The organism is Streptomyces sp. bgisy100, from assembly GCF_057709105.1.
This window is the reverse complement of the sequence record NZ_JBYITE010000011.1, coordinates 66,592-92,310: the sequence shown is the minus strand read 5'-3', so window position 1 is coordinate 92,310 and position 25,719 is coordinate 66,592. Positions and strand designations below refer to the sequence as shown.

Sequence of the window (25,719 nt, the reverse complement as noted above, 5' to 3'; positions counted from 1 at the left end):
AACGAGTTTGAAGGTCAGGATTGCCCACCGCCCGGTGGCTGTGGCCATGGCGGGGGGCGTGGTCGCGCTTGCGCTGGTCATGGCGTCCTCCGGCGCTGACAGCCCGTCGGATGACAACTCCGAGCCCGTGGCGGGCTCCGCTTCCCGTGCCCCCGGGCACGGCGGGGCGGAGGCCCGGCGGAAGGCCGGATCGCAGCACGCGAAGCAGAAGCGGGCCCGGGAGTGGGACGGGAAGGTGAAGGTCCTGGGCGACGGCTCGACCTCGTACACCGGCCCGCAGCCGCGCCAGCCGAAGCCGAAGCGCCTGAAACCGGGACAGAAACCGCCGCAGTTCGTCGTCTTCTCCTGGGACGGCGCCCTGCAGGGTGAGGACCGGCTGTTCTCCCACTTCCGTGAGGTGGCCAAGGAGAACAACGCCAGCATGACGTTCTTCCTCACCAGCATGTATCTGCTGCCGAAGTCGCAGCGCACGCTGTACCGGCCACCCCGGCACGACCCCGGCTCGGCGGCCATCTCGTTCGCCACCGACGACCACATCAGGACCACCCTGGACCAGGTGGGCCGGGCCTGGCGGGACGGCAACGAGATCGGCACCCACTTCAACGGCCACTTCTGCGGCCCCAAGGGCGGCGGCGACTGGACCCCCGCCGAGTGGAAGAGCGAGATCCGCCAGTCCTACTCGTTCGTGGAGAACTGGAAGACGAACACCGGCTTCAAGGACCTCCCGCCGCTGCCCTTCGACTTCGAGGAGGAGCTCGCCGGAGGCCGGGCCCCGTGCCTGGAGGGCCAGAAGAACCTGCTCGAGGCGGCCCGCTCGTTCGGCTGGCGGTACGACGCCAGCTCCTCCGGCGACTTCCAGATATGGCCCTCCAAGACCGACGGGATCTGGAACTTCCCGCTCCAGCTGCTGCCGTACCCGGACAAGGAAGTCCAGGTGCTATCCATGGACTTCAACTTCCTCTTCAACCAGTCCGGCGACAGCACCGAGGGCGACCCGGCCAAGTACGACCAGTGGGAGAGGGAGACCCGGCAGGGCTATCTGAACGGGTTCGAGCGGGTCTACCACGGCAGCCGTGCGCCGCTGTTCATCGGCAACCACTTCGAGGACTGGAACGGCGGCATCTACATGCGGGCCGTCGAGGACGTGATGAAGGACGTGTGCAACCGCGACGGTGTGCGGTGCGTGTCCTTCCGTCAGCTCGCGGACTGGCTGGACGCCCAGGACCCCAAGGTCCTGGACCAGCTGCGCGCCCTGGACCCGGCTCAGGAACCGGACTGGAAGCGGTTCGCCCGCTGACCCGGACGGCGTCCGTCCGCCGGCATCGGACGGACGCCGCCCGACAGCCCTGAACCGCTGCCGCCGAACGGGCGCCGGGCCGTGGGCGCCGCACGGGGCGCCGGACCGTCGGCGCCGGACAGGCCTCCGGCCGCAGCCGCCGGATCCCGCTCGCTGCGGCCGGCCCCCGGGACCGGAACCTGCTGCCGCGCCGCCCCGAACGGGCCGCGCGGCAGCAGGCGCGAGCGGTCAGGACCGGGCAGCCGCCTGGCGCCGGGCCGACGCCTTCATGTAGTCGGTCCAGATCTCGGCCGGATAGCTGCTGCCGGAGGTGCCCTTCGGCGCGCCACCCAGACCGTCCAGCGGCAGCAGTTGCAGCGTCCGCGGCTCCAGCCGGAACACCGACACCGCCGTCGACACCTTGCTGTCGTACCCCACGAACCAGGCGGAGTTGTTCTCCTCGGAGGTCCCGGTCTTGCCCGCGACCTCCGTCCCGAGCGCCTTGGCCCGCTGCGCCGTGCCCTCCTGGACGGCGCCCCGGAGCGCGTCGGTGACCTGCCCCGCCACCCCGCTGTCCAGCACCCGCTCGGCCCGCGGCCGGGGCATCGGCACGGTGTCGCCGTTGCGGGTGACCCGCCGCACCGAGTACGGCTCGGTGTGCCGGCCGTTCGACGCGAACGTCCCGTACGCACTGGCCATCCGGATCGCGCTGGGCGTGGAGTTGCCGAGCGAGAAGGCCGGCACCTGCGGGCCGAAACTGCCCGGCAGCAGCCCCGCAGCGGTCGCGGTCCGGCGCACCCGGTCCAGACCGACGTCCATGCCGAGCTGGATGAGCGGGGTGTTGACCGAATGCACCATCGCCTTGCGCAGCGGGATCCGGCCCCAGGACCGTTCCCCCTCGTTGCGGCCCTTCACGATCTTCCCGCTGCGGTCCCAGTAGGGGCCCTCGGGGGTGCGGACGGAGATCTTGTCGTCGCCGTTGTAGACGGTCTCCGGGGAGACCGGCGTCCTGCTGCCCTCCCGCTCGCGGCGGACACCGTCCTCCAGGGCCGCCGCGTACACGAACGGCGTGAACGAGGTGCCGGCCGGCACGGTCACCGCGTTGGCGTCGTTGAGCCCCTGCTTGAGGTAGTCCGGCCCGCCGTGCACGGCCAGGATCCGGCCGTCGGGAGCGACCGAGGCGGCGCCCACCCGGACGTGTTCGTCGACGGACCGGCGGTCCGGGTCGAGCTTCTTCCGCACCTTCTTCACGGCCTGGGTCAGCGCGTCCACCCGCTGCTTCTCGAAGGTCGTGTAGATCTGGTAGCCGCCCAGGTCGAACTCGGCGTCGGAGACCGCGGTGTTCTTGCTGACGTAGGCCTTGGCCATCTCGATGAGATAGCCGCTCTGACCACTGGAGTCGGTGGCCCGCGGCCGTGCCCGGGGCTCCGGGAAGGTGGTGTACTCGGCCCGTTCCGCGGCGGACAGCTTGCCGATGTCGACCATCCGGTCGAGCACCCAGCTCCACCGCTCCTCGGCCCGCCGGTGGTTCGCCTTGCTGATCGCCGGGTCGTACAGCGCGGCGCCCTTGAGCAGCGAGGCCAGGAAGGCGCCCTCGCTCGCGTTGAGCTCGGAGACCTCCTTGCCGTAGTACGCCTGGGCGGCGCGCTGCAGGCCGTAGGTGCCGCGGCCGAACCAGCTGGTGTTGAGGTAGCCCTCCAGGATGTCCTTCTTGCTCATCTTCTGGTCCAGCTTGATGGCGATGAGCATCTCGTTGAGCTTGCGCGAGAAGTTCTGGTCCTGGTCCAGATAGACGTTCTTCACGTACTGCTGGGTGATGGTGGAGCCGCCCTGGGTGTTGCCCCCGGTGCCCATCCGCAGCACGGCGCGCATGATGCCCGAGGGGGAGACCCCGGAGTCGGTGTAGAACGTCTTGTTCTCGGCGGCCAGCACGGCCCACTGGACGTCCTCGGGCACCTTCTCCAGCGGCATCTCCTGCCGGCTGACCCAGCCGGTCCGGGCCATCTTGGTGCCGTCGGCCCAGTAGTAGATGTTGTCCTGCTGGGTGGCGAACGAGTTGAGGTTCTCCGGTATGCGCGCCTGCGAGTACGCGTAGCCGATGAACAGCGTCAGCGCGCCGGTGCTGGTCCCCACCACCGCCAGCACCTGCCGCCACGACGGCACCCAGCGGCGGAAGCCCTTCCGGCCCGGCCGCGGATACTCCCAGCGCATCCGCCGGACGAGCCGGGCGACCGCCGGGAACTTCTCATCGACAGCGGTGACGCCGCTCCGCAGCCGGCGCACGGCCTCCCCGCGCACCCCGGTGGACGGCTGCTTACGCCGATGCTTGCTCATGACCGACCACCGTCACCCACAGTGATCCCTGTTCCGACCTGCACGATCCCCCCACTGTCCGGATGCGACCACCCGGTCGCCCCCTGCCCCCCACGGCGGTGTCAGCCTATGCGGCCGACGTGGCCGCCCCGCCCCGGACCCCCGATTCGGTTCGGACGAACGAGCGACGCATGAGCGAGACTGTTCACAGCCGAGCGACCAGGAGCAGCAACGTGGCGACTTACCGGGACACTTACCGCAGCAGTCTGAGCGACCCCGAAGGGTTCTGGCTGGGAGCGGCGGGGGCGATCGACTGGGAGCGGGCACCCGCCCGAGCGCTGGACAGCGAACAGGCCCCCCTGTACCGCTGGTTTCCCGACGGGCGCCTGAACACCTGCCACAACGCCCTCGACCGGCACGTCGAGGCCGGCCACGGCGACCGCACCGCCCTGATCCACGACTCGGCGTACACCGGGGAGCAGCGCTCGTACACCTACGCCGAGCTGCGCGACCTGGTGGCCCGGTTCGCCGGGGTGCTGCGCGAGCAGGGCGTCGGAGCCGGCGACCGAGTGGTCATCTACCTGCCGATGGTGCCGGAGGCGGCCGTCGCGATGCTCGCCTGCGCGCGGCTCGGCGCCGTGCACTCCGTCGTCTTCGGCGGCTTCGCCCCCCGGGAGCTGGCCGCCCGGGTGGACGACGCCCGGCCGAAGGTGCTGGTCACCGCCTCCTGCGGGATCGAGCCCGGCCGTCTCGTGGCGTACCGGCCCATGGTCGACGAGGCGCTGCGGCTGGCCGGCCACCGGCCCGACCGCGTCATCCTCCTCCAGCGCGAACAGCTGCGCGCCGACCCGGTCGACGGCGATCTCGACTGGGACGAGGCGATGGCCGCCGCCGAGCCCGCGCCCTGCGTCCCGGTCGACGCCACCGACCCGCTCTACATCCTCTACACCTCCGGGACCACCGGACGGCCCAAGGGCGTGGTGCGGGACAACGGCGGTCACGCCGTCGCCCTGGCCTGGTCGATGGCCAACGTCTACGACACCGGCCCCGGCGACGTGTGGTGGACGGCCTCCGACGTCGGCTGGGTCGTCGGCCACTCCTACATCGTCTACGCACCCCTGCTGGTGGGCGCGACCACGGTGCTCTACGAGGGCAAGCCGGTCGGCACCCCGGACGCCGCGGCGTTCTGGCGGGTGATCGCCCAGCACGGGGTGAAGGCGCTCTTCACCGCCCCCACCGCACTCCGCGCGATCAAGAAGGTCGACCCGCGGGGCGAACTGCTCGCCGGCCACGACCTGTCCGGCTTCCGGACCCTCTTCCTGGCCGGCGAACGGCTCGACCCCGAGACCTACCACTGGTCCGCGGACATCCTCGGCGTCCCGGTCATCGACCACTGGTGGCAGACCGAGACCGGCTGGGCGGTGGCCGCCAACCTCCGGGGCCTGGACCCGATGCCGGTCAAGCCGGGCTCGCCGACCGTCCCGGTGCCGGGCTACGACGTACGGATCCTGGACGAGCAGGGCGCCGAGGTGCCGCCCGGCACCGAAGGCGCGATCTGCATCCGGCTCCCCCTGCCGCCGGGGACGCTGCCGACGCTCTGGGGCGACGACGACCGGTACATCAGCTCCTATCTGTCACGCTTCGAGGGCCACTACCTCACCGGGGACGGCGGATACCGGGACGAGGACGGCTACCTCTACGTCATGGGCCGGACCGACGACGTGATCAATGTGGCCGGCCACCGGCTGTCCACCGGGTCGATGGAAGCCGTCCTGGCCGCCCACCCCGCGGTGGCCGAGTGCGCGGTGATCGGCGTCGCGGACTCCCTGAAGGGCCAGGTGCCGCGCGGTCTGGTGGTGCTCAAGGCGGGCGCCGCGTACGACCCGGACGAACTGCGTGCCGAACTGGTCGCGGCGGTGCGCTCCGAGATCGGCCCGGTGGCGGCGTTCAAGGAGGTGGACGTGGTAGCCGGACTGCCGAAGACCAGGTCGGGCAAGATCCTGCGGAAGTCCATGCGCTCCCTCGCGGAGGGCCGGGACGAGCCGGTGCCGTCCACGATCGAGGACCCGGCGGTACTCGACGCCTTGCGGGAGGTGCTCCGGCCGGGCGGTGAACCGGGCGCGGGGAAGACCTCCGGCGCGTAGCCACACGGCGTCGGGAGAGGCCGGGGCGTTGTCCGTTCCTGAGGCCGCGCGTTGTCCGCCTGAAGGAGGGGCGCGGCACCACGGGGGCCTCCGGGCAGGACTGAACCGCACTGCCACGGGCGTACCGCCGACACGGCCGCGGTACGCCCGTGGCGTCAGGGCAGCCGGGGAAGCGGCTGCCGGGCGCGGCTACTTGTAGCCGAAGTCCTGCGTCCAGTACGCCCGGAGCTTGCCGCCGATCGCGACGCCCACGCCGCTCGCCTTGGAGGAGCAGCTGAGGATGTTCTTCCGGTGGCCCGGGCTCTCCATCCAGGCCCGGAAGGCGCCCTCGGGTGTCCGCTCCCAGGCGTCGATGTTCTCCGCGTGGGCGTCCTCGTAGCCCTGCGCCTCCATCCGCTCCTTCGGGTCCGGGCCGCCGCCCGGAGCGGTGTGGGCGTAGAAGTTGCGGGCCTTCATGTCCTCGCTGTGCAGCCGGGCGGCCTTCGCCAGCCGCTTGTCGTTGTGCAGCGGCTCGCAGCCGTGCTCCTTGCGTGCCTTGTTGACGAGCCGGAGTATCTCCGCCTCGTAACGGGCCGCGCGGCTGCGCTGCTTCGTCGCGGACGGTTCCGCGGTGGGCTCCGCCGCCGGGGTCGCGCCGTCCGCCGGGGCGACGGTGTGCGGGGCGGTGGACCGGTCGTCGGGTCGGCCGTACTCGGTGGAGGCGTTCGCGCCGTCGTCCGAGGACAGCACGGCCACCGTTCCGGCGACGGTTCCGGCCGCGACAGCCAGGGCGATCGGCACGATCCGGATGCGGCGCCGGTGGGCGCCACGGGAACGCGATCCGGCGGGGGAACCAGGCTGTGGTGCTGTCATGCGAAATGACTCCATGGGGTGGGGGGAAGGGATTCCCACGCGGGCCGGCATGGCGACCCGAGAAGCACATGGCCCGCAATGGGCAGGGGTGTGTCCGGGTCTGCAACAGCCCCTCGCGGGGACCGGATTACCGTACCAAGAGGAACGCGGTACTCCGCCACCCCGGGAGGGTGAAGCCTGCGTTCGGGGCCGAAATGGCGGGGGAGGGTGAGGAATTCCGCACGGCCTCCGGGTGTGGAATCCGGCGCCGGGCGGCTCCCCCCTTCCTTCTGTCCGCCCCCGTCATTCCGGTGTCTGTCCAGCTCGACCGGCCGAATCCCGTCTGACCAGCGGCTATGGTGCACTGGGGCAACTTATTAGACCGCCGGAACGTGATCGTTCACCCTCCTTGAAAGATGGGTGCGCGCCGGATGTGTCCTTCTCGTCCGGGAGTCGGTGTGAATTCAGGTGTATTTCATTCGCGATCCGCGGAAGTTGCTCTCGTAGTGATACGCACTGTCAAGAGCAGGCGTTCCGGTGTGATATTGCGTGCGCCGGTGCGACGGATGTCTTTACTTGTGGGGCGGGCATCCTGGCGTGATTCCGCTGCCTGTTGTGTGGCGAAGCGGTCTGCGCGGCTGCGGAATTCCACCGGATCGGTGTGCGTTCACCGCCGACCGCCGACCGCCGACCGCCGACCGCCGACCGCCGACCGCCGACCGCCGACCGCCGACCGCCGACCGCCGACCGCCGACCGCCGACCGCCGACCGGCCTCGGCCGCGTCCGTACGCGCCGAGACAGCACCAAGGAACCCAGCCGGCCCCTCACGCCCCTCAGCAGTCCGCCCTCACGCCCTTCCCGCGTCCGCCGCCGCGGCCTCCGTCAGTGCCAGGGCCGTCGCCATGATGGTGAGCTGCGGATTCACCTCGGGGCAGCTCGGCAGCGCGGAACCGTCCGCGATCAGGACGCCCCGCACCCCGCGCAGCCACCCCTGCGGGTCCGCGGGGGCGGTCGCCGGGTCGGCGCCGAGGGCCACCGTACCCGTGGGGTGGAAGGCGGAGAGGTGCAACTGCCGTGCCGTCACCCCGCGCAGCAGCTCGCCCAGGTGCTCGCGGGACCGGGCCCGGGGTGCGGCCGGGATGCCGGTCAGTACCTCCTCGGCCCCGGCGGCGAAGAGCAGTTCACCCATCGCGTCCACCGCGCGCAGCAGCCGGGCGCCGTCCCCCGGGTCGAGGTGGTAGCGGACGAGGCCGCGACGGCGGCCCAGCACCCGGCCCGACGGCCGGTCGGCGATCATCGCGCCGAGGGTGGCGAGTGAGCCGGTTCCCTCCAGCTCCCGGCGCAGGGCGCGGCCCACGCCGGGCAGCACGAACGAGCCCATGCCCGGCGGCTCGGCGGTCGCTTCGATGAGGATGCCGTCGTGGTGCAGTTCCTCCACGCCGACGCTCTGCAGCACCCCCTGCCACGCGGTGACCGGCTCGGGGAAGCGCCCCGCGACGCTCGCCGCCGGGTGGACCGCGAGGTTGCGCCCCAGCTCCGGATGGCCGCCCAGGCCCGAGCGGCGCAGCAGCGGCGGGGACTGGAGGGCGCCGGCCGCGACGACGACGAGCGGGCTGAGGATCTCGAACCGCGTGCCGTCCGGCCGCCGCGCTGCGACACCGGCGGCGCGCGGCCCGCCCGGCAGGTCGGGGTCGGTGAGCACCCGCTGAACGGTCGCCGAGGTGACGATCCGGGCGCCCGCCGCGCAGGCGTCGGGCAGCACCGAGAGCTGGACGCTCTGCTTGGCCCCGGTCGGACACCCCACCACGCACTGGCAGGAGCCCCGGCAGCCCGGGGCGTTGCGGCGCAGCGGTCCGGCCGTCCAGCCCAGCCGTTCCGCGCCGCGGAGCGCGGTGCGGCCGTTGCCGCCCAGTACGTCCAGGGGCTGGGTGGCGACGCGGAGGGTCCGCTCCACGGCGTCGAGGTGGGCGGCGAACGCCGCGGCGTCGGCCAGCGGAAGCCCGTACCGCTCGCGCCAGCGGGTCAGTACCCGCTCCGGAGTGCGGTAGCAGGTGCCGGAGTTGACCACCGTCGTGCCGCCCACCGCACGGCCCACCGGCGCCAGCACCGGCGGGTTGCCCAGGGCCGCGGTGGCGCCGCCGTCCCGGTAGAGCTCCGCGAACCGGTCCAGCGGCGCCCGCCGTCCGAAGTCCGCCGTGGTGTGGTGCCGGCCCTCCTCCAGAACGACGACCCGCATCCCCGCGCGGGCGAACGTACGGGCCGCGACGGCGCCGCCTGCCCCCGAACCGATGACCACGACATCCGCGGTGGATCGGTCCGGCCACTGCGCCGACGGCACGCAGTCCAGCGGCGGGTCGGCGGGCGGCGGTACGGCGGGAACGGTGCTTCCGGCGCTGCCGCCGGCCCCGTGGCCGCCGCCCATCGCGTGGCCGGTGCCGCTCTCGTCGAGCATCCGCTCGGTCCCCGCGGCGAGCATCACCGGGACTTTGAGCGCGTCCAGCAGTGGCAGCAGGGCCGGCCGGCCCGCCACCCGCCCGACCAGCGCCTCCCGCTCCGCCGGGGTGAGGCCGGACAGCCGCCGTCCGGTGCGGACCGCGGCGTACGCGTCCAGCGCCGCCGCCGCGCCGAACACCCCCGCGCGGGCGGGCCCGGGCATGGCGTCGAGCAGGCCACCGAGCCGGGCGGGGACGCGCCCTGCCCACGGCGTCCCGCCGTCGTCGGCGAGCAGGGCGGCGACGAGACCGTCGAGTGCGCGGCTCACCGGTCGCCCACCTCCGCGTGCGCCGTGCTCGGCGGCCTCTCCGGAGCGGGAGGTCTCTCCAGCACCGGCGGTTTCCCCGGCGCGCGGGAAGCGGAAGCTCGCGAGGAACGGCAGCAGCGCCGTGGCCAGGGGAAAGCGCAGGGTTCCCCGCCCGGTCGGCGCCCCGTCCGTCAGCAGGGTGAACGGCAGCACGGTCAGCGACGTCAGCGGCCGCAGTGGCGACACCGACTTCCAGCCGTCGAGGCGGTGGCGGCCGTCCGCGGTGAAGTCGATCCGGTACCGGATCCGGCGGCGGGCCAGCGGGGAGATCTCCAGAGTGCCCCGGGCCGCCCGGTCGTCGGCCCGTCCCGCGATCCGCACCCGGCCGGTCAGCCGTCCCTCGGTGGTCCGGTGCGGCAGCAGCAGCGTGGCCGTCCGCACGGCGAGGTCCAGGCGCACCGGCCGGTCCCGGTCCTCGCCGCGCAGGCGGACCGAGCCGGTCATGGTCTCGGTGAACTCCGTTCCGCGGGCGGCCATCACGCGGCGCCCAGCGCATCGAGCATGATGCGCTCGGTGGCGGTCAGATACGCGTCGGCCGCGGTCCGCGCCGTGCCGGCGTCGCCCGCCGCGACGGCCTCGACGACCGGGGCCAGCCGGGCGTGCGCCGCCCCCGGGTCCCGGAACGGCTCCACGAGATGCGCCCGCACCGGCAGGTAGGCGTTGAACAGGGTGTTGGTCAGCAGCGTGTAGACCCGGTTGCCGGTCGCCCGGGCCAGCGCCCGGTGCACCTCGGCGTCCGCCAGCTGCGCCGGGTCCCCGCCCTCGGCGCCGGCCACCGCGGCCAGCAGGTCGCGCAGTTCGGCGAGCTGGGCCGGGGTGCGCTGCGAGGCGGCACGGGCCGCGATCAGGGCACCGATGGAACGCCGTACCTCGAAGATCTCGCCCAGCCAGTCGGGGCTGTGCCGGACCAGCATCGGCAGCAGGTCCGCCCCGCCCAGCCGCGCGTAGTCCCGCACCCGGGTGCCGACGCCGTGCCGGGTCTCCAGCAGCCCCGCGTGGACCAGCCGGCCGAACGCGTGCTTGAGGGTGGTCCGGGTCACGCCGTAGCCGGTCGCGAGTTCCCGCTCGGGCGGCAGATAGCTGCCGGTGGGGTGCCGGCCGGTGAGGATGTCCTCGCGCAGCCGGTTCTCCAGGACGTCGACGACGGTCTCGCGCGGCAGGGTCTCCACGGTTCTCCTCGATGGCCGAGAGCGGATGGTTCAGTGGCTCAGTGGATGAGCCACTGAACCACCAACTCCCGCGCCCGGCAAGGGGTGTGCCATGCCCGGCCGGCGGATCGGGTCGACGAGGGGTGGACCGGGCCGACGGGGGAATCAGGGGGACGGGTGGATCAGGGCGACGGGTGGATCAGGGTGATGGGTGGTCCGGACCTCGCACCATCTGCTACTGATAGGTAACCTGGCGGGTCGCCAGCGGCCGGTGCGGGCACGGCGCCTCCTCCGGCAGGTCGTACGCGGGGAGGATTTGAGCCATGGCAGCACCGTCCGACGCTCCGGACGCCTTCTTCGAGCCGCTCTCCGAGGGCCGGTACGCGCCGACGGAGTGCACCCGGGGGCCGTGGGACCCGGACTCCCAGCACGCGGGGCCGCCCGCCGCGCTCCTCGCCCGGGCGGCCGAGCGCCGGACCGGTGCGCGCGAGGACATGCGGCTGGTCCGGATCAGTTACGAGATCATCCGCCCCGTGCCGATCACGCCGCTCGCCGTCGAGGTCCGGGTGGCCCGCTCCGGCCGGAGCGTGGAGCTGCTGGAGCTCGCCCTGACGCCCGAGGGCGGTGACACGGTGATGCGCGCCACCGCGGTACGGATCCGGACGGCCGAGGACTGCGTACCGGCCGTGGTTCCCGGGCCGCAGGTGCCCGCTCCCGAGAAGGCGGGCACCAGGACGTTCTTCGAGGTCCCCTGGGACACCGGCTACCACACCGCGATGGAATTCCGGTTCACCGCAGGGGAGTTCGTCGAGAACGGCCCGGCCACCTGCTGGATGCGGCCCCGGGTGCCGCTGATCGCGGGGGAGCGGACCGGGGGCCTGGAGCGGGTCCTGCTGGCGGCCGACTCCGGCAACGGCATCAGCAATGTCCTCGACTTCCGGTCGCAGCTCTTCGTCAACCCCGACCTGACCGTCCATCTGCACCGCCACCCGGTGGGGGAGTGGGTGTGCGTGGATGCCCGGACGAGCGTGGACGCGGCCGGTATCGGCCTGGCCGAGGCGGCGCTGCACGACGAGAACGGGCCCATCGGCCGGAGCGCGCAGAGCCTGTTCGTGGGACCGCGCGGCTGAGGGGCCTTGACCCCCGAACCCCCGGAGCGCCCGCGACCGGCGGCACCGCCTCCCTGCGGGCCGCCGGTGGGGCCACTCCGTTCACAGGCCACTCCGTAACGGGCCACTCCGTCGCGGCCCGCCGCGCCCGGCGGCGCTCACGGCCAGGCGGTGCTGAAGTCGATCTCCTCCGCCCACCGCGGGTTGTCTATCAGCGGGTTCCGGTTGCCCTGGATCTCGAAGATCGCCGCATTGCGGTGCCGTTCGTAGTCGCTCACCGGGTCCTCGGCGTGCCAGGCCAGCAGCAGGTCCAGCCGCTCCTGCGGGAACTCGCCTTCGGCGTCGCCGATGAGCTTCGGGTAGCGCAGCAGGAAGTAGAGGGTGGCGCGGGCCACCGTGCCCTTCCCCGCCGACGGCTCGAACTTCTTCGTCTCCCGGCGTCCGCAGTCGTTCCGTACGGCTTCCTCCCGGTCGGGGAAGTCGAAGTAGGGGATGTTGCCGCGGAAGCTGTTGCACCCCGACTCGCAGGCGAACAGATGGTGCAGGTCGCCGCGCATCGGCTCGTCCTTGCCGAACCAGGACTGCGGGACCACGTGCTCGCAGTTGAACGGCAGCGCGGCCTCCAGGGCGTCGAGCTCGGCACCGAGCGCGGACGGATCCGGGGCGCTCTCGCGCCGCAGGAACTCCTCCCAGCGCCCGATCCGGGCGTCCTCCGCGGCGGCGTCCGCCCGGATGAACTCCTCCGGCGAGAAGCTCTTCCCGGAGTAGATGCTGCGCAGGCGCAGGTCCGAGTGGAGATCCACCCAGGGGTAGACCATCCGCATCGGCTTGTACGCGGGCCGGCGCTCGTGGGTGGACTCCAGCAGCCGGGCCAGGGCGCGGAGCAGCCCGGCGGCGGAGGTGGTCCGGATGTCCGCGTAGTACGCCTCGCGCGCGGCCCGGTCCTCCTCGGCCTCGTAGTACGGGCGGGTCCGGCCGGCCTCCAGATTGACCAGCGCGGCATGGACGTCCTGGTCGGCGGGCCGATGCCCGTTCAGCTCCACCGGGGGAGCCGCGGGCGTGGCACCGACGGGCGGTCCGGCGGCCGGTGCCGCCGCGGCCGCCGGCGGAACGGGCCCGGGGGCGACGGAGATCCCGGGGGCCGACGGGCCGACGCCCACGCTGATCCGCAGCGGAACCGTCCACTGCGTGACGCCGCCCGCGGTGACGGGGGCGGTACCCGGGGCCGCACCGACTGCCGGACCGGCGGCGGTCGCCTGAGGCGCCGACGGGGCCTTCCCGTTGCCGGCCGAGCCGTCCGTGCCGTGCGCCGTGGATGCCGTTGCCGCGGCCGGGGGCCTCGTCGACGGGGAGGGCGCGCCCTCCTCCGGAAGCGGTCCGCCATTGGCCGCGAACACCTGCTCCCGCAGCTCGGCGGCGGCGGTGCTCAACGGGAACTGCCGCAGCGCGTCCAGCACCCGGCTGATCCGTACACCCTCGTTGGCCTTCCATGCGAGGCGCTGTTCACCCATCTCCGGTGTCCAGCGGGTGCCGTCGACGGCGAGCAGGTTCCCCGCGGTGTCGGTCCGCGGAACGCCCGAGTGGTGCAGGGCGACGACCTCCCACTGGTCGTTGAAGACCGGCGAGCCCGACGAGCCCGGTGCGGTGTCGGTGTCGTAGTGGACGAACATCTCGAGCAGGTCCACGACCTGGTTCTCCCGCAGGGCCAGCTGCTTGGGCTCGCCGTTGGGGTGCTGGATGATGTTGACCAGTTCGCCCAGGATGACCATGCCCTGCGCCTCGCTCAGCCGCAGATGGCCGAAGGAGTCGAGCGGAACGCCGTCCGGACCCCGCCCGGCCACCGCGACCAGCGAGAAGTCGAGGGCGCGGTCGGTGACGAAGAACCGTTCCGGCTCCAGGTCGAAGGTCACCGGGGCGAGCGGCCGGCCGGTCACCCCGGCCTCGAAGTTGAAGGCGATGATCCCGCGGCTCGCCTCCTCCGCGGTGCGCAGCACATGGTTGTTGGTCATCAGCAGGGACGGGGACACCATGAAGCCGGTGCCGTGGTGGGCCTCGCGTCCGCGGACCGTCACCCGCCCGATCGACCGTCCCGCCAGGTATCCGGCCTGCAGGAACCGGACCTCGATCAGATCGTTCCGGCCCATGAGGCGTTCCAGGCCGAGGACGTCGGCGCCGAAACTCTCCGGTTCCAGGGGCAGGCTGCTGCCCGTGGTGGCCCGAGCGGGAGTCCGGTCGAGTGCGCTGGCCAGTGACCAGTCCACACCCAGCCGCGCCAGACGTTTGTTCACCCGCTCCGGAGTGTCCGCGTACAGGACGCCGCGGCGGTCCAGTGCCTCGCGGCTCCGCTCCCGCTCCGTGGCGCGGTCGTCATAGCGGCGGCGGGTCTCCTCGACGCGGGAGAGATGGTCGGATTGCGCCTGCGCCGGGCGCTGCGCGGTAATCACAGCCGCCTCCTGGTCTCATTCTGTGCGTGCTGAGGGGTGGTGTGTGCGGCCGCTCCTTCCATTGTGGACCCGAAAGGCATGTCCCGCTCACCCGAACGGCGTAGTCCGTGTCATGAATATCGAATACCCGTCATGGATACCGATACCTTGCGCATTTGTTTCCCTTTCAATTCTCGACCGCTCAACAAGCGATGGCACAGGCGTTTCTCCTATGCTCGAACAGGGGCCATACATCGGATTTCGGCTGAGGAGCGGCCATGTGCCAGCACCGCACCTACAAGGCAGTCGCCGAGCTCTCCAGAGCACGCGAACTGGCTGCCACAACATCACCGTTCACCATCGAGGTGCAGTTCATCGGAGGGCTCACCAGCGGCCAGGAGCAGGCATTCGTCCAGGCCGCGGACCGGTGGGCCCGCGTCATCGTCGGTGATCTGCCGACCGTCGTGCTCGGCGGCGACGTCGTCGACGACATCCTGATCCTCGCCCAGGGCGTGCCCATAGACGGCACCGGAAAAATTCTGGGACAGGCCGGTCCGACACATCTGCGGCCACCGGGCGCGGATGACACGGCCCTTCTCCCGGTGCGCGGCATCATGTCGTTCGACACCGCGGATCTGGCCCGGATGGAATCCGAGGAAACGCTCAATGACGTCATCACCCATGAAATGGGGCACGTGTTGGGCATCGGAACCCTCTGGGAGCGCAAGGGTCTCCTCAAGGATCCCCGGACGGTCAATCCGAATTTCATCGGCGACGGGGCCATGGACGAGCACGGGCAACTCCTCGGCAGCACACCGGCACCGGTTCCGGTGGAGAACACCGGCGGCCCCGGAACCGCCGACGGCCACTGGCGGGAGACGGTGTTCCGCAACGAGCTGATGTCCGGGTTCATCGCCACGCCCGGAAACCCGCTGAGCCGGCTGACGGTGGCGAGCCTGGGCGACCTCGGGTACCAGGTCGACCTCGCGGCCGCGGAACCCTACAAGCTGCCCGACCTCCTCGAACTGGCCCGGGCCGGCGAACTGGTGGCGCACACCGCGCCGACCGACGCGGGCATGGTGCTGCCGGTCATCCCCATGGTGCTCCCCGCGGCCTGAGGCGGGCGCTCCGGCGGGACGGGCCGCCTTGCGAAGGGTGCTTCGATGTCCGTGTCCCTCGCCCCGGAAGCCGTGGTCCTCGACACCGTCGAGCGGTACTTCGACCTCCTCCAGGCGCATGCGTCGGTACGGGAGATGTACGACGCCGTGCTCACCGGGGACTTCGAGACCGGCTTCGCGGGCGGCCGGATGTGGGAGGGGGAGTCGGGCCTGCGTGACTTCCTCGAGGCGCGGTCGGTCTTCTTCGACGAGTCCCACGAGATCCTGCAGATCCTGGGCGCCCGGGAGAGCCCGCGCGGCTCCCTGCACGCCCGGACCCGCCTCCGCTTCTTCCTCCGCGGCCGCGAACCCGGGGCGGCCAGGAGCGACGCGTACACCGGGCAGGCCATCCACGCCTGGCGGATGCGCCGGGACCCGCGGAGCGGCGACTGGCGGGTGGCGGCCCAGATCGTGGAGGGCTTCGCCCTGCTCGACGCCAACGCGAGCAGGCTGTTCTCGGTGACCGACATCGGTCTGGAGACCTGAGGGCCTGCCCGCGAGGCGCGGGGCTCGTCTTCGCCGGGTGAACGGGCCGTCGGCGGGCGGTGGTTCAGGTTCGGGTGCCGGTGGCCGGCTGATCGAAACTGCGTCAGATGGTGTCGGGGTTGATGGGATCGATGCCGGTGTTGTCATACAGGCCGGGCTGGAGGGAGAGGACGAAGCGTCCGCTGGGCCATTCCGCCGAGGGGCGGGCGAGGTGGACGGCATGGGTGATGCGCCAGTCGGTACCACCTGCGATGAGGGATCCTGCGTCGAGTGCCGCGGTCAGGTCGAGGGGTTCCATCTCGAGGCCGGGCAGACTGGCGACGTGTTCGCCGAGGCCTTTGCGTTCAGCCTCTGCCGCGGTGAGCGAGAGCGCGGGGACCTGTCCGAGGCTGTGCCCCTGGGCGGTGCGGACGATCAGACCGGAGAGGCGGCGGTGGCCGCCTTCCAGGGCCAGTAGAGCGGTGTGGTCCAGCAGGAACGGGATCACGCAGCCTCGCTCGGGTGCCGGGGGAGGCGGGCGTGCATGGCCTGCAGGATCCGGTCGCCGGCAGCGAGGTCGTCATCGGTGACCTCAACGCTCATGTGATCACGCAGGTAGGCGCGGGCAGCCTCGCCCCGGGCCTGGAGCTCGGCCTGGGTCGGCCGGGTCCGGGCAAGTTCCTCCACGAGGCCGCGAATCGTGGTGCCTTGCTCGGTGGCCAGCAGACCCAGGCGTTCACGGGCTGCCTTGGAGACCTTGATGCTCGTGTCGCCGTCATCACTCATTCTCCCACTCTACTTGCAGTAGAGCTGCAAACGGGAAGGGGTCGACGCCGCGGATCCGGACCTGCCCGCCTGCCTCCGTCTCAGCCGAACCGCTCGGCCAGCCCCCCGCCGAGCAGCCCGAACGCGCGGTCGGCGTCCGCGACGGCCTCCGGGTGGACCTCGTCGGCGGTCCGTCCGGCCGACAGCTTCCGCCAGTTCTCCCGGGCCAGGACCTGGAGCACGTTGACGATCTGCGTGGCGGCCAGCCGCGGGGCCGGGTCGGACGGTTCGGCGGAGACCGCCTCGCTCAGGGCCCCGGCCAGCGCCTCCTCGTTGCGCGCGCCGTACCGCACCAGGCGGGCCAGCAGGCTCGGGTTGGCGTACAGCATGGCGTGGAAGGCCATCACCTGAGGGTGGTCGTTGAGGCCGCTGACCGGATCGCGCGCCCGCAGCCGCTCGTGCAGATGCCGGTGCAGCGCGGTCAGCGGGGACTGGCCGGGGGTGCGGTCGCGCACCACCCGTGCCGCCTCGTCCTGATGGTCGGCGATCCGGTCGAGGACCAAGTCCTCCTTGGCCGGGAAGTACCGGAACAGGGTCGGTTTGGAGACCTCGGCCGCCGCCGCGACCTCCGCCACCGACACCCGTTCGTACCCGCGCTCCAGGAACAGCGTGATCGCCGCGTCCGAGATGGCCTGGTGCGTCCGTGCCTTCTTGCGTGCCCGGAGGCCCGACTGCTCGCTCACGGCGTCACCGTAGCACCTTGCGTAACCGGGAATCGATCGTTACTAGGTTGCTTTTTTGACTGAGTTACGTTTCGCTTCGGGGGTCGGAGCACGCGACTCGGCTCCGGCGCGACCGGCGATCCGCCGGGACCGACCCCCGGCACGCCGCCGGCCCCACCGGCGAGCGGAACCGGGCCCGCCCACCGGTACGACACACCGGGGACAAGGAGCTGTGCATGACCACCGTGCTGATCGTGGGGGCAGGACCCACCGGCCTGACCCTCGCCTGCGACCTCGCCCGGCGCGGCACCGCGCTGCGCATCATCGACCGGACCCCGGAACATGCCCGCACCTCGCGCGCCAAGGGCCCCAACCCCCGGAGCCTGGAGGTCCTGGAGGACCTCGGCGTCCTCGACGCCGTGCTGGCCGCCGGCTCCGCACCCATGGCGATGCGCAAGTACCGCAACGGCCGGTGGATCGCCGACAGCGATCCGTTCGAGACGTCCCGCCCCACACCCGACGCCCCCTACGACCGGGGCCGGATCATGGCCCAGTGGCAGCTGGAGCGGATTCTCCGGGACCGGCTCGCGGAGTACGGCGTGCACGTCGAACCGGGCGCCGAACTCACCGGCCTCGCCCAGGACGGCACCGGGGTGACCGCGGAGCTCGCCGACGGCAGCCGCATCACGGCGCGTTACCTGGTGGGCTGCGACGGCGGCCACAGCACCACCCGCAAACTCCTCGGCGTCCCGATGGAGGGGGAGACCGCAACGGACCAGTCGATGGTCTGCGGCGATGTCGTGGCCGACGGGCCGGAGCGCGACCGCTGGCACCAGTGGTTCGACGAGGACGGCGCCGTCATGATGTGCCCGATCCCCGGCACCCGGTCCGGCTGGTGGTTCCAGGCCGCGCCCGAACGCGACGCCGACGGGAACCCCGTCGCCCCGTCGCTGGAGAGCTTCCAGCGGCTGTGCGACCGGCACACCGGCGCCGGAGTCCGGCTGACCGAGGCCACCCTGCTGTCGACCTATCGGGTCAACGTACGGATGGTCGACCGGTACCGGGTGGGCAGGGTCTTCCTCGCCGGAGACGCCGCGCACGTCCACTCCATCGCCGGCGGACTGGGCATGAACACCGGCATCCAGGACGCCCACAACCTCGGCTGGAAGCTCGCCCTGGTCACGGCCGGCCAGGCGGGACCCGGACTCCTCGACACCTATCAGGAGGAGCGCCTGCCGGTCGCCGCCTGGACGCTGGACATCACCTCCGCGGGGATGCGCGCCGTCCTGGAAGCGATCAGAAAGCCGGGCGGCGGGCTGGAAGCCGGGATCACACCGGAGACGTCCGCGCTGGGCCTGGGCTACCGGTGGAGCTCCCTCAGCCGGGACCGGTCCGGACGCACCGGTACCTCCGGAGCTCCCGACCTGCCCGCGGATGCCCTGAACGCTTCTTCCCGGGCCCCCGCCGGGGATGGCGCGGACACCCGCCTGCGGCCCGGCGACCGGGCGCCCGACGCACCCTGCCGGGACACCGCCACCGGTACGCCCCGGCGCCTGTTCGAGGTCTTCGCCGGACCGCACTTCACCCTGCTCGGCTTCGGCGCGGGCAGCACCGCCGCCCTGCGGGACATCGCCGCGGAACGGGGCGACACGGTACGGGTGTGCGCGGTGGACGCCGGGCCGCAGGCAGCGCCCGGGGGGAACGTGCCGGGCCTGGACGACCACGGAGGGCACGCCCGGTCCGCGTACGGAACGGACGGGGACGGCCTGGTGCTGGTTCGCCCCGACAACCATGTGGGCCTGCTGGCCCCGGCCGATGGCATCCGTGCGGTCCGGGACTACCTGGACGGGCTCGGCCGCTGACGCCGCGGGCCCGGCGGGGCCGCCTCGTCCGCTGGGAGCCGCGGACGAGCGGGCAGGAGGAGGGTCCGATGCCGTGACCGTCTCCGCGGAGGAGCCGGCCGGGCCTGACCGGGCCGGGGCCGACCGGGCCGGCGCCTTCCGCGGGGGCCGCGGGCGGGAGAGCCGGTCCCATGCCGCGCTGGGGCTCTTCAGCCACCGGCACGGCCCGCGGGCTGGGGGCCTGCTGCGCTGCGTGACCGGTCCTCGCGGGCGACAGTGGAGGGGCAGCACCGCGAAGGGAGGGACGAGGCGATGGCCCCGACACCTGCCGGGCCCGGCAGGGCTCCCCAGGAGCGGCACGGGGCCGCACCGGAGCACCACGGTGCGGCGCCCCCTTCCACCGAGCCCAGTGCGACGCTCCGCGTGCCCCACTCCGGGACGTCGCACGGCACCGCGCCCGAGCAGGCCGCGGCACCGGAGTCCCCGACCGGCGGCGCGGCCGAGTACGGTCCGGGGCCGTCGCACCCCATCGCTCACCACGGCCACGTCCCGCCCGGTGGCACGGAACCCGCCGAACCGCGCGACGCGTATCCGCCGGTGCTGCGGCCCCTGCGGGCCGTGGTGTTCGACACCGACGGGGTGATCACCGACTCGGCCGGGTTGCACGCCGCGGCCTGGAAGGTCGCGTTCGACGCCTGCTTGCAAGCCGCGCCACCGGATGACCGGGCACCCGCGGACGGGCCACCGGACGACCGGGCACCCGGCGCCGGCCCGTCGGACGACCGGGCACGCTCGGGCGGGCCGCCGCATGACCGGGCACGCGCCGAAGGACCGCCGGACGCCCGGCACAGCGGCACGGAGGACCGGCACACCGGTGGCACCCCCACCCCCATCCACGCCCCACCCGCCGGAGCCCACCTCACCACCGACCGGCGGCCGTTCGACCCCCGCGAGGACTACCGGCGCTACGTGGACGGCAGGTCCCGGCTGGACGGCGCCGCGGCCTTCCTCGCCGCCCGCGGGCTCGCACTCCCCGACGGCCGCGCCGACGACCCGCCCGGCACCGCCACCGTCCGGGCCGTGGCCGCCCGCAAGGAGCAGGTGTTCACCGACCGGCTGCGGGAGCACGGCATCGACCCCTATCCCGGCACGGTCCGGCTGCTGGCCGTACTCGCCCGGCACGGGGTGCCCTGCGCCGCCGTGTCGGCCTCCCGGCACGCCACCGAACTGCTCACCCGAGCCGGCGTCCGGGAACACTTCGCCGCTGTGGTGGACGGCGTCGAGGCCGCCCGGCTGGAACTGCCGGGCAAGCCGCACCCCGCGCTCTTCCTGGAGGCGGCCCGCCGGCTGGGCGTCCCCACGGCCGACGCAGCCGTGATCGAGGACGCCCTCGCCGGAGTGGAAGCGGGCCGCCGCGGAGGGTTCGCCCTGGTCATCGGGGTGGACCGGACCGCCGGTCCGACCAGCGCCGCCGATCTGCGCGAGCACGGCGCGGACCTCGTGGTCCGGGACCTGGCCGACCTGCTGGCCCCGCGGCCGGGCCCGGCGACCGCGGGGGAGTGACCATGGCGGAGTGGACCTGGGAGTACACCGGATACCACCCACCGCAGGAACGCCTGCGGGAATCCCTGTGCACCCTCGGCAACGGCTACTTCGCCACCCGCGGGGCCGCGCCCGAGAGCGCCGCCGACGACGTGCACTACCCGGGCACCTACGCCGCGGGCTGCTACAACCGGCTGACGTCGATCGTCGGGGACCGCAGCATCGAGAACGAGGACATGGTCAACCTGCCCAACTGGCTGCCCCTGCGCTTCCACGTCCGGACCGAGGACGGCTCGGAACCGTGGTTCTCGCCGGACGGGGACGAACTCCTGGAGTACCGGCAGAGCCTGGACCTGCGCGGCGGCACCCTCATCCGCCACATCCGGTACGAGGAGCCGGACGGCCGCCGGCTGCGCGTCGAACAGACCCGGCTCGTCCACATGGGGGACCCGCATCTCGCCGCGCTGCGCACCGAGTTCACCCCCGAGGGCTGGACCGGCGAGATCGTGGTGGAGTCCGCCCTCGACGGCGAGGTGACCAACGGCGGGGTCCACCGCTACCGGGACCTCAACGGCAGCCATCTGAAGCGGCTGCACACCGGCGCCCTGGAACCGGACACGGTCTGGCTGACCTGCCGCACCAACAGCTCCGAGACCGGGATCGGGATGGCCGCCCGCACCACCGTCACCGGCCCGGACCCCACCGCGGCCCGGCTGCACATCAGCCCGGCGAGGGCCGCCCACCTGCTCACCCTCCCGATCTCGCCCCAGCACCCGGTCACCGTCGACAAGGTCGTCGCCCTGCACACCTCCCACGACCCGGCGATCAGCGACCCCCTCCAGGCGGCCCTCGACAACCTGGCCGACGCCCCCGGATTCGCCGGACTCCTGGAGTCCCAGGCAGCCGCCTGGGACCAGCTGTGGCGGCGTGCGGAGCTCGACGTCCCCGGCGAGGCGGGCCTCATCCTGCGGCTGCACCTCTTCCACGTCCTGCAGACGCTGTCGCCGCACACCGCGGAACTGGACGTCGGCGTGCCGGCCCGCGGGCTGCACGGCGAGGCCTACCGGGGCCATGTGTTCTGGGACGAGCTGTTCGTGCTGCCGTATCTGAACCTGCACTTCCCGGAGGTGTCCCGGGCCCTGCTGAACTACCGTCACCGCCGGTTGCCCCAGGCCTGCCGGACGGCCGGCGAGGAGGGGCGGGCCGGGGCCCGCTACCCGTGGCAGAGCGGCAGCGACGGGCGCGAGGAGACCCAGCAGCTGCACCTCAACCCCCGCTCGGGGCGCTGGCTCCCGGACCACTCCCGGCTCCAGTACCACGTCGGCTCGGCCGTGGCCTACAACGTCTGGCAGTACTGCCAGGCCGCCGGCGACACCGAGTACCTGCAGACCAAGGGCGCCGAAATGCTGCTGCAGATCGCGCGTTTCTGGGCGGACTGCGCCGTGCTCGACCCCGCCCACGACCGGTACTGCATCCGTGGCGTGGTCGGACCGGACGAGTACCACGACGCCTACCCGGACGCCACCGGTCCGGGGCTCGACGACAACGCGTACACCAACGTCACGGCCGCCTGGGTACTCGCCCGCGCCCTGGACGTGATCCGCGACCTCCCCGAACCCCGGCGGCAGGAGCTGTTCGGGTACGTGGGAATGACGGACGGCGACCCCGAGCGCTGGGAGGACATCTCCCGGCGGCTGCGGGTGCCCTTCCACCGGGGCGTCATCAGCCAGTTCGACGGCTTCGGCGACCTCGCCGAGCTGGACTGGGGCGGCTACCGCGAGCGGTACGGCGACATCCGGCGACTGGACCGGATCCTGGAGGCCGAGGGCGACACGGTCAACCGCTACCAGGCCTCCAAACAGGCCGACGTGCTGATGCTGGGCTATCTGTTCTCCCCGTCCGAACTGGCCGGTCTCTTCCGCCGCCTCGGATACCGGCTGGACGCCGAGACGTGGCACCGCACGGTCGACTACTACCTGCACCGCACCTGCCACGGCTCCACCCTGAGCGGCCTCGTCCACGGCTGGCTGCTGACCCGCGAACGGCGCGCCGAGGCCTGGTCGTTCGTCCGCGAGGCACTCGAAGGGGACGTCGCCGACCTGCAGGGCGGCACCACCGGCGAGGGCATCCACCTCGGCGCCATGGCGGGCACCCTCGACCTGGTGCAGCGCGGCCTGACCGGGCTGGAGACCCGTCAGGACGCACTGCTGCTGGATCCGGTGCCCCTGCCCGAGCTGTCCCACTACGGGCTGTCGGTGCGCTACCGCAACCACTGGGGGGTGACCCTGCGGCTGAGCCCCGGCGAGCTGCGGATCGGCGTTCCGCCCTCGGCGGAGCCGCCGATCACGGTCGTGCTGGGGGACGCGACGTTCCTGGTCGCGCCGGGGGAGACCCGCCGCCTGACGCTGCCCCACGGCTGACCGCCCCGCTGCGACGGCTGCCCCACGGCTGACCGCCCCGCTGCGACGGCCGTCGGGGCGCCGTTCCGCCGCGCTCGGCCCGTATCCCGCCGGCCCCGGGCGACTCACCCCGTCCACCGCCCGGTGAGGAAGCTGATGGCGAAGACGGCCATCACCGGCGGCGCCACGCAGAGGCAGACGGTCCCGACCCGCGGCCTGCGCAGGCTCCACGCGGCCAGCGCGATCCACAGCGGCCACCACAGGAGCGTGGCCCGGGGGACGGACGTGTACCAGTAGGAGGTGCCCAGCGCCCACAGGCTGAGGCCGATGTACACCGCTTCGGGCCATCGGCGCCGCCGCAGCAGCAGACCGAGCAGCAGGAGTCCGACGAGCATGGCCAGCAGCTCGGCCTGGGACATGAAGGCGTACCCGGTGGCCTGGGTGTGGGTGAAGGCCGCGTCCCACGTGTTCCGCCAGGCCTCCCAGGGGGCGTGGAAGTCCCGGTACCAGCCCCGCTCCTGGGCGTGCTTCCAGGCCATCCAGTCGCCGGTGTGCGCCTGGAGGTACCAGCTGTGGAGGGCCGCCGGCACCGCGGGGAGGGCCACCCAGGGCAGGGCGGACCAGTCCCGCCGGCCGCGGAGGGCGAGAGCGAACTGGACGGCGACGGCCGCGGCGAGGAAGAGACCGCTGATCCGGACGGTGGTGGCCAGCGCCGTCAGGACGGCGGCGAGCGGCCAGGCGCGCCGCTGTGCCGCAAGCCAGGCCGGCAGGGCGAACGCGAGGAACAGCGCCTCGGTGTACCCGGCGGCGAGGAATATGGCGCAGGGGGAGAACAGGAAGAGCAGCACGGTGCGCCGGCCCCCGTCCGTGCCGGGCAGGTGCAGCCGGGCGATCCGGGCCAGCGCCACGACCGCGACGGCGCCGGCGACGAGGGAGATCAGCAGGCCGGCCGCGGCCCAGTCCGGGACGACGACGTGGACGGCCCGCAGCAGGAGCGGAAATCCGGGGAAGAAGGCCTCCCGGTTGTCCCAGCCGGTCACCCACGGGCCCGCCCCGTCCGGGAAGTAGCCCTCGCGGGCGATCTGCAGATAGTGGTGCCAGTCCCACTGCTGAAAGGGCGCCAGCACCGGGGCGCTGTCACGGGCCTTCCCGTCGGCGGGGAACAGCCACCGGGTGCAGTGGGCAAGGATCCAGACCCCGGCCCGGGTCAGCAGGTACAGCAGCAGCACCTCGCGGTCGGCCGGACCGAGCACCGGGAGGCGGCGGCGCCGGACAGTCGGCCGGACCCGGCCACCACCGGAGCCGCTCGCCGGGCCGAGCCGTACGGGAGCGCCCTCCGGACCGTCGCCCGGCGCGGTGGGCGGGTGCGGACGCTCCTGGCGAACGCGGGTGGTCATCGCGGGCATTCGGGACACTCCTTGTCGGACGCGGGCATGCGGGCCCGCCCGACGGCGGTCGTCGGTTGACGGGCGGTGGTGCCCGGGGCAATGGGGCTCCCGGGCGCGGTCCCGGCGGTGGGGGACCGGGCAGGGGTCTCAGGGGCCGGCCCCTCGGGACCCCGCGGCTCAGGGGACGGACGTCGTCGAGCCGGGCGCTGTCGAGGTGGGAGGCGCTCCCGACGAGGTCCCGAGGGGCGGTGGGGTGGGCTCCTGGGTCCGGGTGCTGCCCGGCGGCGAGGCCGGCGTGGACGACGCGGAGGAGGAGGGCCGGGAGGTCGGCCCGGAGGAGGGCGTCGCGGACGGCCCGGTAGGGGACGGCAGCGAGGACGTCTCCGGTACCGGCGGGACGTCGGCCGGCCCGCTGGTGCCCGGCCGGCCGGGACCGGTCAGGAACCCGGCGGCCGCCGCGCCCGTTCCGCCGAGGAACAGGCAGGCGCAGGCCGCGCAGACGGCGATCCGGCGACGGCGTGCCAGCCGGCCCCGCTCGGCGATGCGCGAGACGGGAGCCGACTCGGCACGCGCCTGCCCGGTGGCGGCGGCCTCCCGGAACAGGAACCGCAGGGGGTCGTGGAGCTCAGGCACCGGGGGCCTCCTCAAGGCGCGGGTCCTGCAGTCGGTGGGAGAGCGCGGCCCGGCCTCGGGCCAGATGCGTCTTGACGGTGCTGGCGGACAGACCGGTCTCCCCGGCGATCTGCTCGACGGTGAGGTCGCACACGTAGTGCAGCGTCATGGTCCGGCGCTGCTGGGCGGGGAGGAGGCGCAGCGCCTCCACCAGCGCCACCGACTCCGGCCCCGGCCCCTCGACGTGCGGGGGCGCCCCGCTGGAGTGCCAGGCCTCGGCCGTCCGGCGCCGGAAGCGCCAGCGGCTCACCGCCAGCCGCCAGGCGACCGTGCGGATCCACGCCTCGGGACGGCCGTCCCGGTCGAGCTGCCGCCGGCGGCTCCAGCCCTTGACGAAGGCCTCCTGCACCACGTCCTGCGCCTCGTGCAGGTCGCCCAGCATCACGTACAACTGCCCCGTCAGCCGTGCGACCGTCAGCGCGTAGAACTCTTCGAACTCCTCGACGGTCAACGGCCACTCCCCCGGATCTCTCGGTACTCACCCGGCATACGCCCGGCGGGCCCACTCCGGTCTACACGGGACGCAAAGAGACGGCGTGATGCCCGTCACACGGGCCTCCGGGGCTCGCGCTTCCACCCACGGCCGCCGCTCAAGCCCGCCGCGCCCGGACCCAATCGGTGGGGGCGCCCCCGCTCCTCCGCCGGGCCCGCACGCCCCCTGTCGCCTCACGCCTCCTGTCACTCGCGCCTGGTGTCACTCGCGCCCGGGGGCGCTCAGGGACG

The 25,719-nt window shown here is 73.1% G+C and carries 19 protein-coding genes; 8 read left to right on the top strand and 11 right to left on the bottom strand.

Going from position 1 to position 25,719, the window contains the following annotated elements:
* Positions 1–7 precede the first annotated feature (7 nt).
* Positions 8–1,297 (top strand): polysaccharide deacetylase family protein, encoded by a 1,290-nt coding sequence (locus AC3EQ1_RS10430; protein ID WP_432094030.1) that lies wholly within the window; start codon positions 8–10, stop codon positions 1,295–1,297.
* Positions 1,298–1,525: 228 nt separating this feature from the next.
* Here AC3EQ1_RS10430 and AC3EQ1_RS10425 read toward each other — a convergent pair whose 3' ends face one another.
* Positions 1,526–3,610: a transglycosylase domain-containing protein gene (locus AC3EQ1_RS10425; protein WP_432094029.1), complete on the bottom strand. Its 2,085-nt coding sequence runs from the start codon at positions 3,608–3,610 to the stop codon at positions 1,526–1,528.
* A gap of 170 nt (positions 3,611–3,780) precedes the next feature.
* On the opposite strand from AC3EQ1_RS10425, the gene AC3EQ1_RS10420 reads away from it, so the two are divergent.
* Entirely contained in the window at positions 3,781–5,733 is a 1,953-nt protein-coding gene (locus tag AC3EQ1_RS10420; protein ID WP_432094028.1) for a propionyl-CoA synthetase, read from the top strand.
* A 189-nt stretch (positions 5,734–5,922) separates the two neighbouring features.
* Here AC3EQ1_RS10420 and AC3EQ1_RS10415 read toward each other — a convergent pair whose 3' ends face one another.
* The 3 genes from AC3EQ1_RS10415 to AC3EQ1_RS10405 all read right to left on the bottom strand — a co-directional run bounded on the left by AC3EQ1_RS10415 (position 5,923) and on the right by AC3EQ1_RS10405 (position 10,534).
* Positions 5,923–6,585: a CAP domain-containing protein gene (locus tag AC3EQ1_RS10415; protein WP_432094027.1), complete on the bottom strand. Its 663-nt coding sequence runs from the start codon at positions 6,583–6,585 to the stop codon at positions 5,923–5,925.
* An 827-nt stretch (positions 6,586–7,412) separates the two neighbouring features.
* Positions 7,413–9,842, bottom strand: coding sequence for a GMC family oxidoreductase (locus AC3EQ1_RS10410; RefSeq protein WP_432094026.1), 2,430 nt, complete (start codon positions 9,840–9,842; stop codon positions 7,413–7,415).
* On the bottom strand, positions 9,842–10,534 hold the full coding sequence (locus tag AC3EQ1_RS10405) for a FadR/GntR family transcriptional regulator (RefSeq protein ID WP_432094025.1): 693 nt from the start codon (positions 10,532–10,534) through the stop codon (positions 9,842–9,844). Before AC3EQ1_RS10405 ends, AC3EQ1_RS10410 begins: the two co-directional genes overlap by 1 nt.
* 302 nt (positions 10,535–10,836) lie before the next feature.
* Between AC3EQ1_RS10405 and AC3EQ1_RS10400 the strand changes: the two genes are divergently transcribed.
* Positions 10,837–11,643, top strand: coding sequence for a thioesterase family protein (locus AC3EQ1_RS10400; RefSeq protein ID WP_432094024.1), 807 nt, complete (start codon positions 10,837–10,839; stop codon positions 11,641–11,643).
* 137 nt (positions 11,644–11,780) lie between these two features.
* Here AC3EQ1_RS10400 and AC3EQ1_RS10395 read toward each other — a convergent pair whose 3' ends face one another.
* Complete coding sequence (locus tag AC3EQ1_RS10395; RefSeq protein ID WP_432094023.1) at positions 11,781–14,066, bottom strand: endonuclease; 2,286 nt, start codon at positions 14,064–14,066, stop codon at positions 11,781–11,783.
* A 257-nt stretch (positions 14,067–14,323) separates the two neighbouring features.
* Here AC3EQ1_RS10395 and AC3EQ1_RS10390 point away from each other — a divergent pair, with 257 nt between their 5' ends.
* Positions 14,324–15,163 (top strand): leishmanolysin-related zinc metalloendopeptidase, encoded by an 840-nt coding sequence (locus AC3EQ1_RS10390; RefSeq protein WP_432094022.1) that lies wholly within the window; start codon positions 14,324–14,326, stop codon positions 15,161–15,163.
* 45 nt (positions 15,164–15,208) lie between these two features.
* Positions 15,209–15,688: a hypothetical protein gene (locus AC3EQ1_RS10385; RefSeq protein WP_432094021.1), complete on the top strand. Its 480-nt coding sequence runs from the start codon at positions 15,209–15,211 to the stop codon at positions 15,686–15,688.
* Positions 15,689–15,791: 103 nt separating this feature from the next.
* Here AC3EQ1_RS10385 and AC3EQ1_RS10380 read toward each other — a convergent pair whose 3' ends face one another.
* From AC3EQ1_RS10380 to AC3EQ1_RS10370, 3 genes are all read right to left on the bottom strand, one after another.
* Positions 15,792–16,175, bottom strand: a complete 384-nt coding sequence (locus AC3EQ1_RS10380; RefSeq protein WP_432094020.1) for a PIN domain-containing protein — start codon at positions 16,173–16,175, stop codon at positions 15,792–15,794.
* The gene (locus AC3EQ1_RS10375; RefSeq protein ID WP_432094019.1) at positions 16,172–16,453 is read right to left on the bottom strand and encodes a hypothetical protein; all 282 of its coding nucleotides are present in this window, start codon (positions 16,451–16,453) and stop codon (positions 16,172–16,174) included. The genes AC3EQ1_RS10380 and AC3EQ1_RS10375 overlap by 4 nt, the downstream gene beginning before the upstream one ends.
* A gap of 80 nt (positions 16,454–16,533) precedes the next feature.
* Entirely contained in the window at positions 16,534–17,175 is a 642-nt protein-coding gene (locus AC3EQ1_RS10370; RefSeq protein ID WP_432094018.1) for a TetR/AcrR family transcriptional regulator, read from the bottom strand.
* Between the two features lie 215 nt (positions 17,176–17,390).
* On the opposite strand from AC3EQ1_RS10370, the gene AC3EQ1_RS10365 reads away from it, so the two are divergent.
* The 3 genes from AC3EQ1_RS10365 to AC3EQ1_RS10355 all read left to right on the top strand — a co-directional run bounded on the left by AC3EQ1_RS10365 (position 17,391) and on the right by AC3EQ1_RS10355 (position 22,957).
* The gene (locus AC3EQ1_RS10365; RefSeq protein WP_432094017.1) at positions 17,391–19,016 is read left to right on the top strand and encodes an FAD-dependent monooxygenase; all 1,626 of its coding nucleotides are present in this window, start codon (positions 17,391–17,393) and stop codon (positions 19,014–19,016) included.
* 576 nt (positions 19,017–19,592) lie between these two features.
* Positions 19,593–20,558 (top strand): HAD family hydrolase, encoded by a 966-nt coding sequence (locus AC3EQ1_RS10360; RefSeq protein WP_432094116.1) that lies wholly within the window; start codon positions 19,593–19,595, stop codon positions 20,556–20,558.
* 2 nt (positions 20,559–20,560) lie between these two features.
* Positions 20,561–22,957, top strand: coding sequence for a glycoside hydrolase family 65 protein (locus tag AC3EQ1_RS10355; RefSeq protein ID WP_432094016.1), 2,397 nt, complete (start codon positions 20,561–20,563; stop codon positions 22,955–22,957).
* A gap of 104 nt (positions 22,958–23,061) precedes the next feature.
* Here the strand turns inward: AC3EQ1_RS10355 and AC3EQ1_RS10350 are convergent, their stop codons facing one another.
* The 3 genes from AC3EQ1_RS10350 to AC3EQ1_RS10340 all read right to left on the bottom strand — a co-directional run bounded on the left by AC3EQ1_RS10350 (position 23,062) and on the right by AC3EQ1_RS10340 (position 25,447).
* Positions 23,062–24,342, bottom strand: a complete 1,281-nt coding sequence (locus tag AC3EQ1_RS10350; RefSeq protein ID WP_432094015.1) for a mannosyltransferase family protein — start codon at positions 24,340–24,342, stop codon at positions 23,062–23,064.
* A 159-nt stretch (positions 24,343–24,501) separates the two neighbouring features.
* Positions 24,502–24,957 (bottom strand): hypothetical protein, encoded by a 456-nt coding sequence (locus AC3EQ1_RS10345; RefSeq protein ID WP_432094014.1) that lies wholly within the window; start codon positions 24,955–24,957, stop codon positions 24,502–24,504.
* Positions 24,950–25,447 carry a SigE family RNA polymerase sigma factor gene (locus AC3EQ1_RS10340; RefSeq protein ID WP_388847749.1) on the bottom strand — a complete coding sequence of 166 codons (498 nt, stop codon included), beginning with the start codon at positions 25,445–25,447 and terminating at the stop codon, positions 24,950–24,952. Before AC3EQ1_RS10340 ends, AC3EQ1_RS10345 begins: the two co-directional genes overlap by 8 nt.
* Positions 25,448–25,719: the final 272 nt, after the last annotated feature.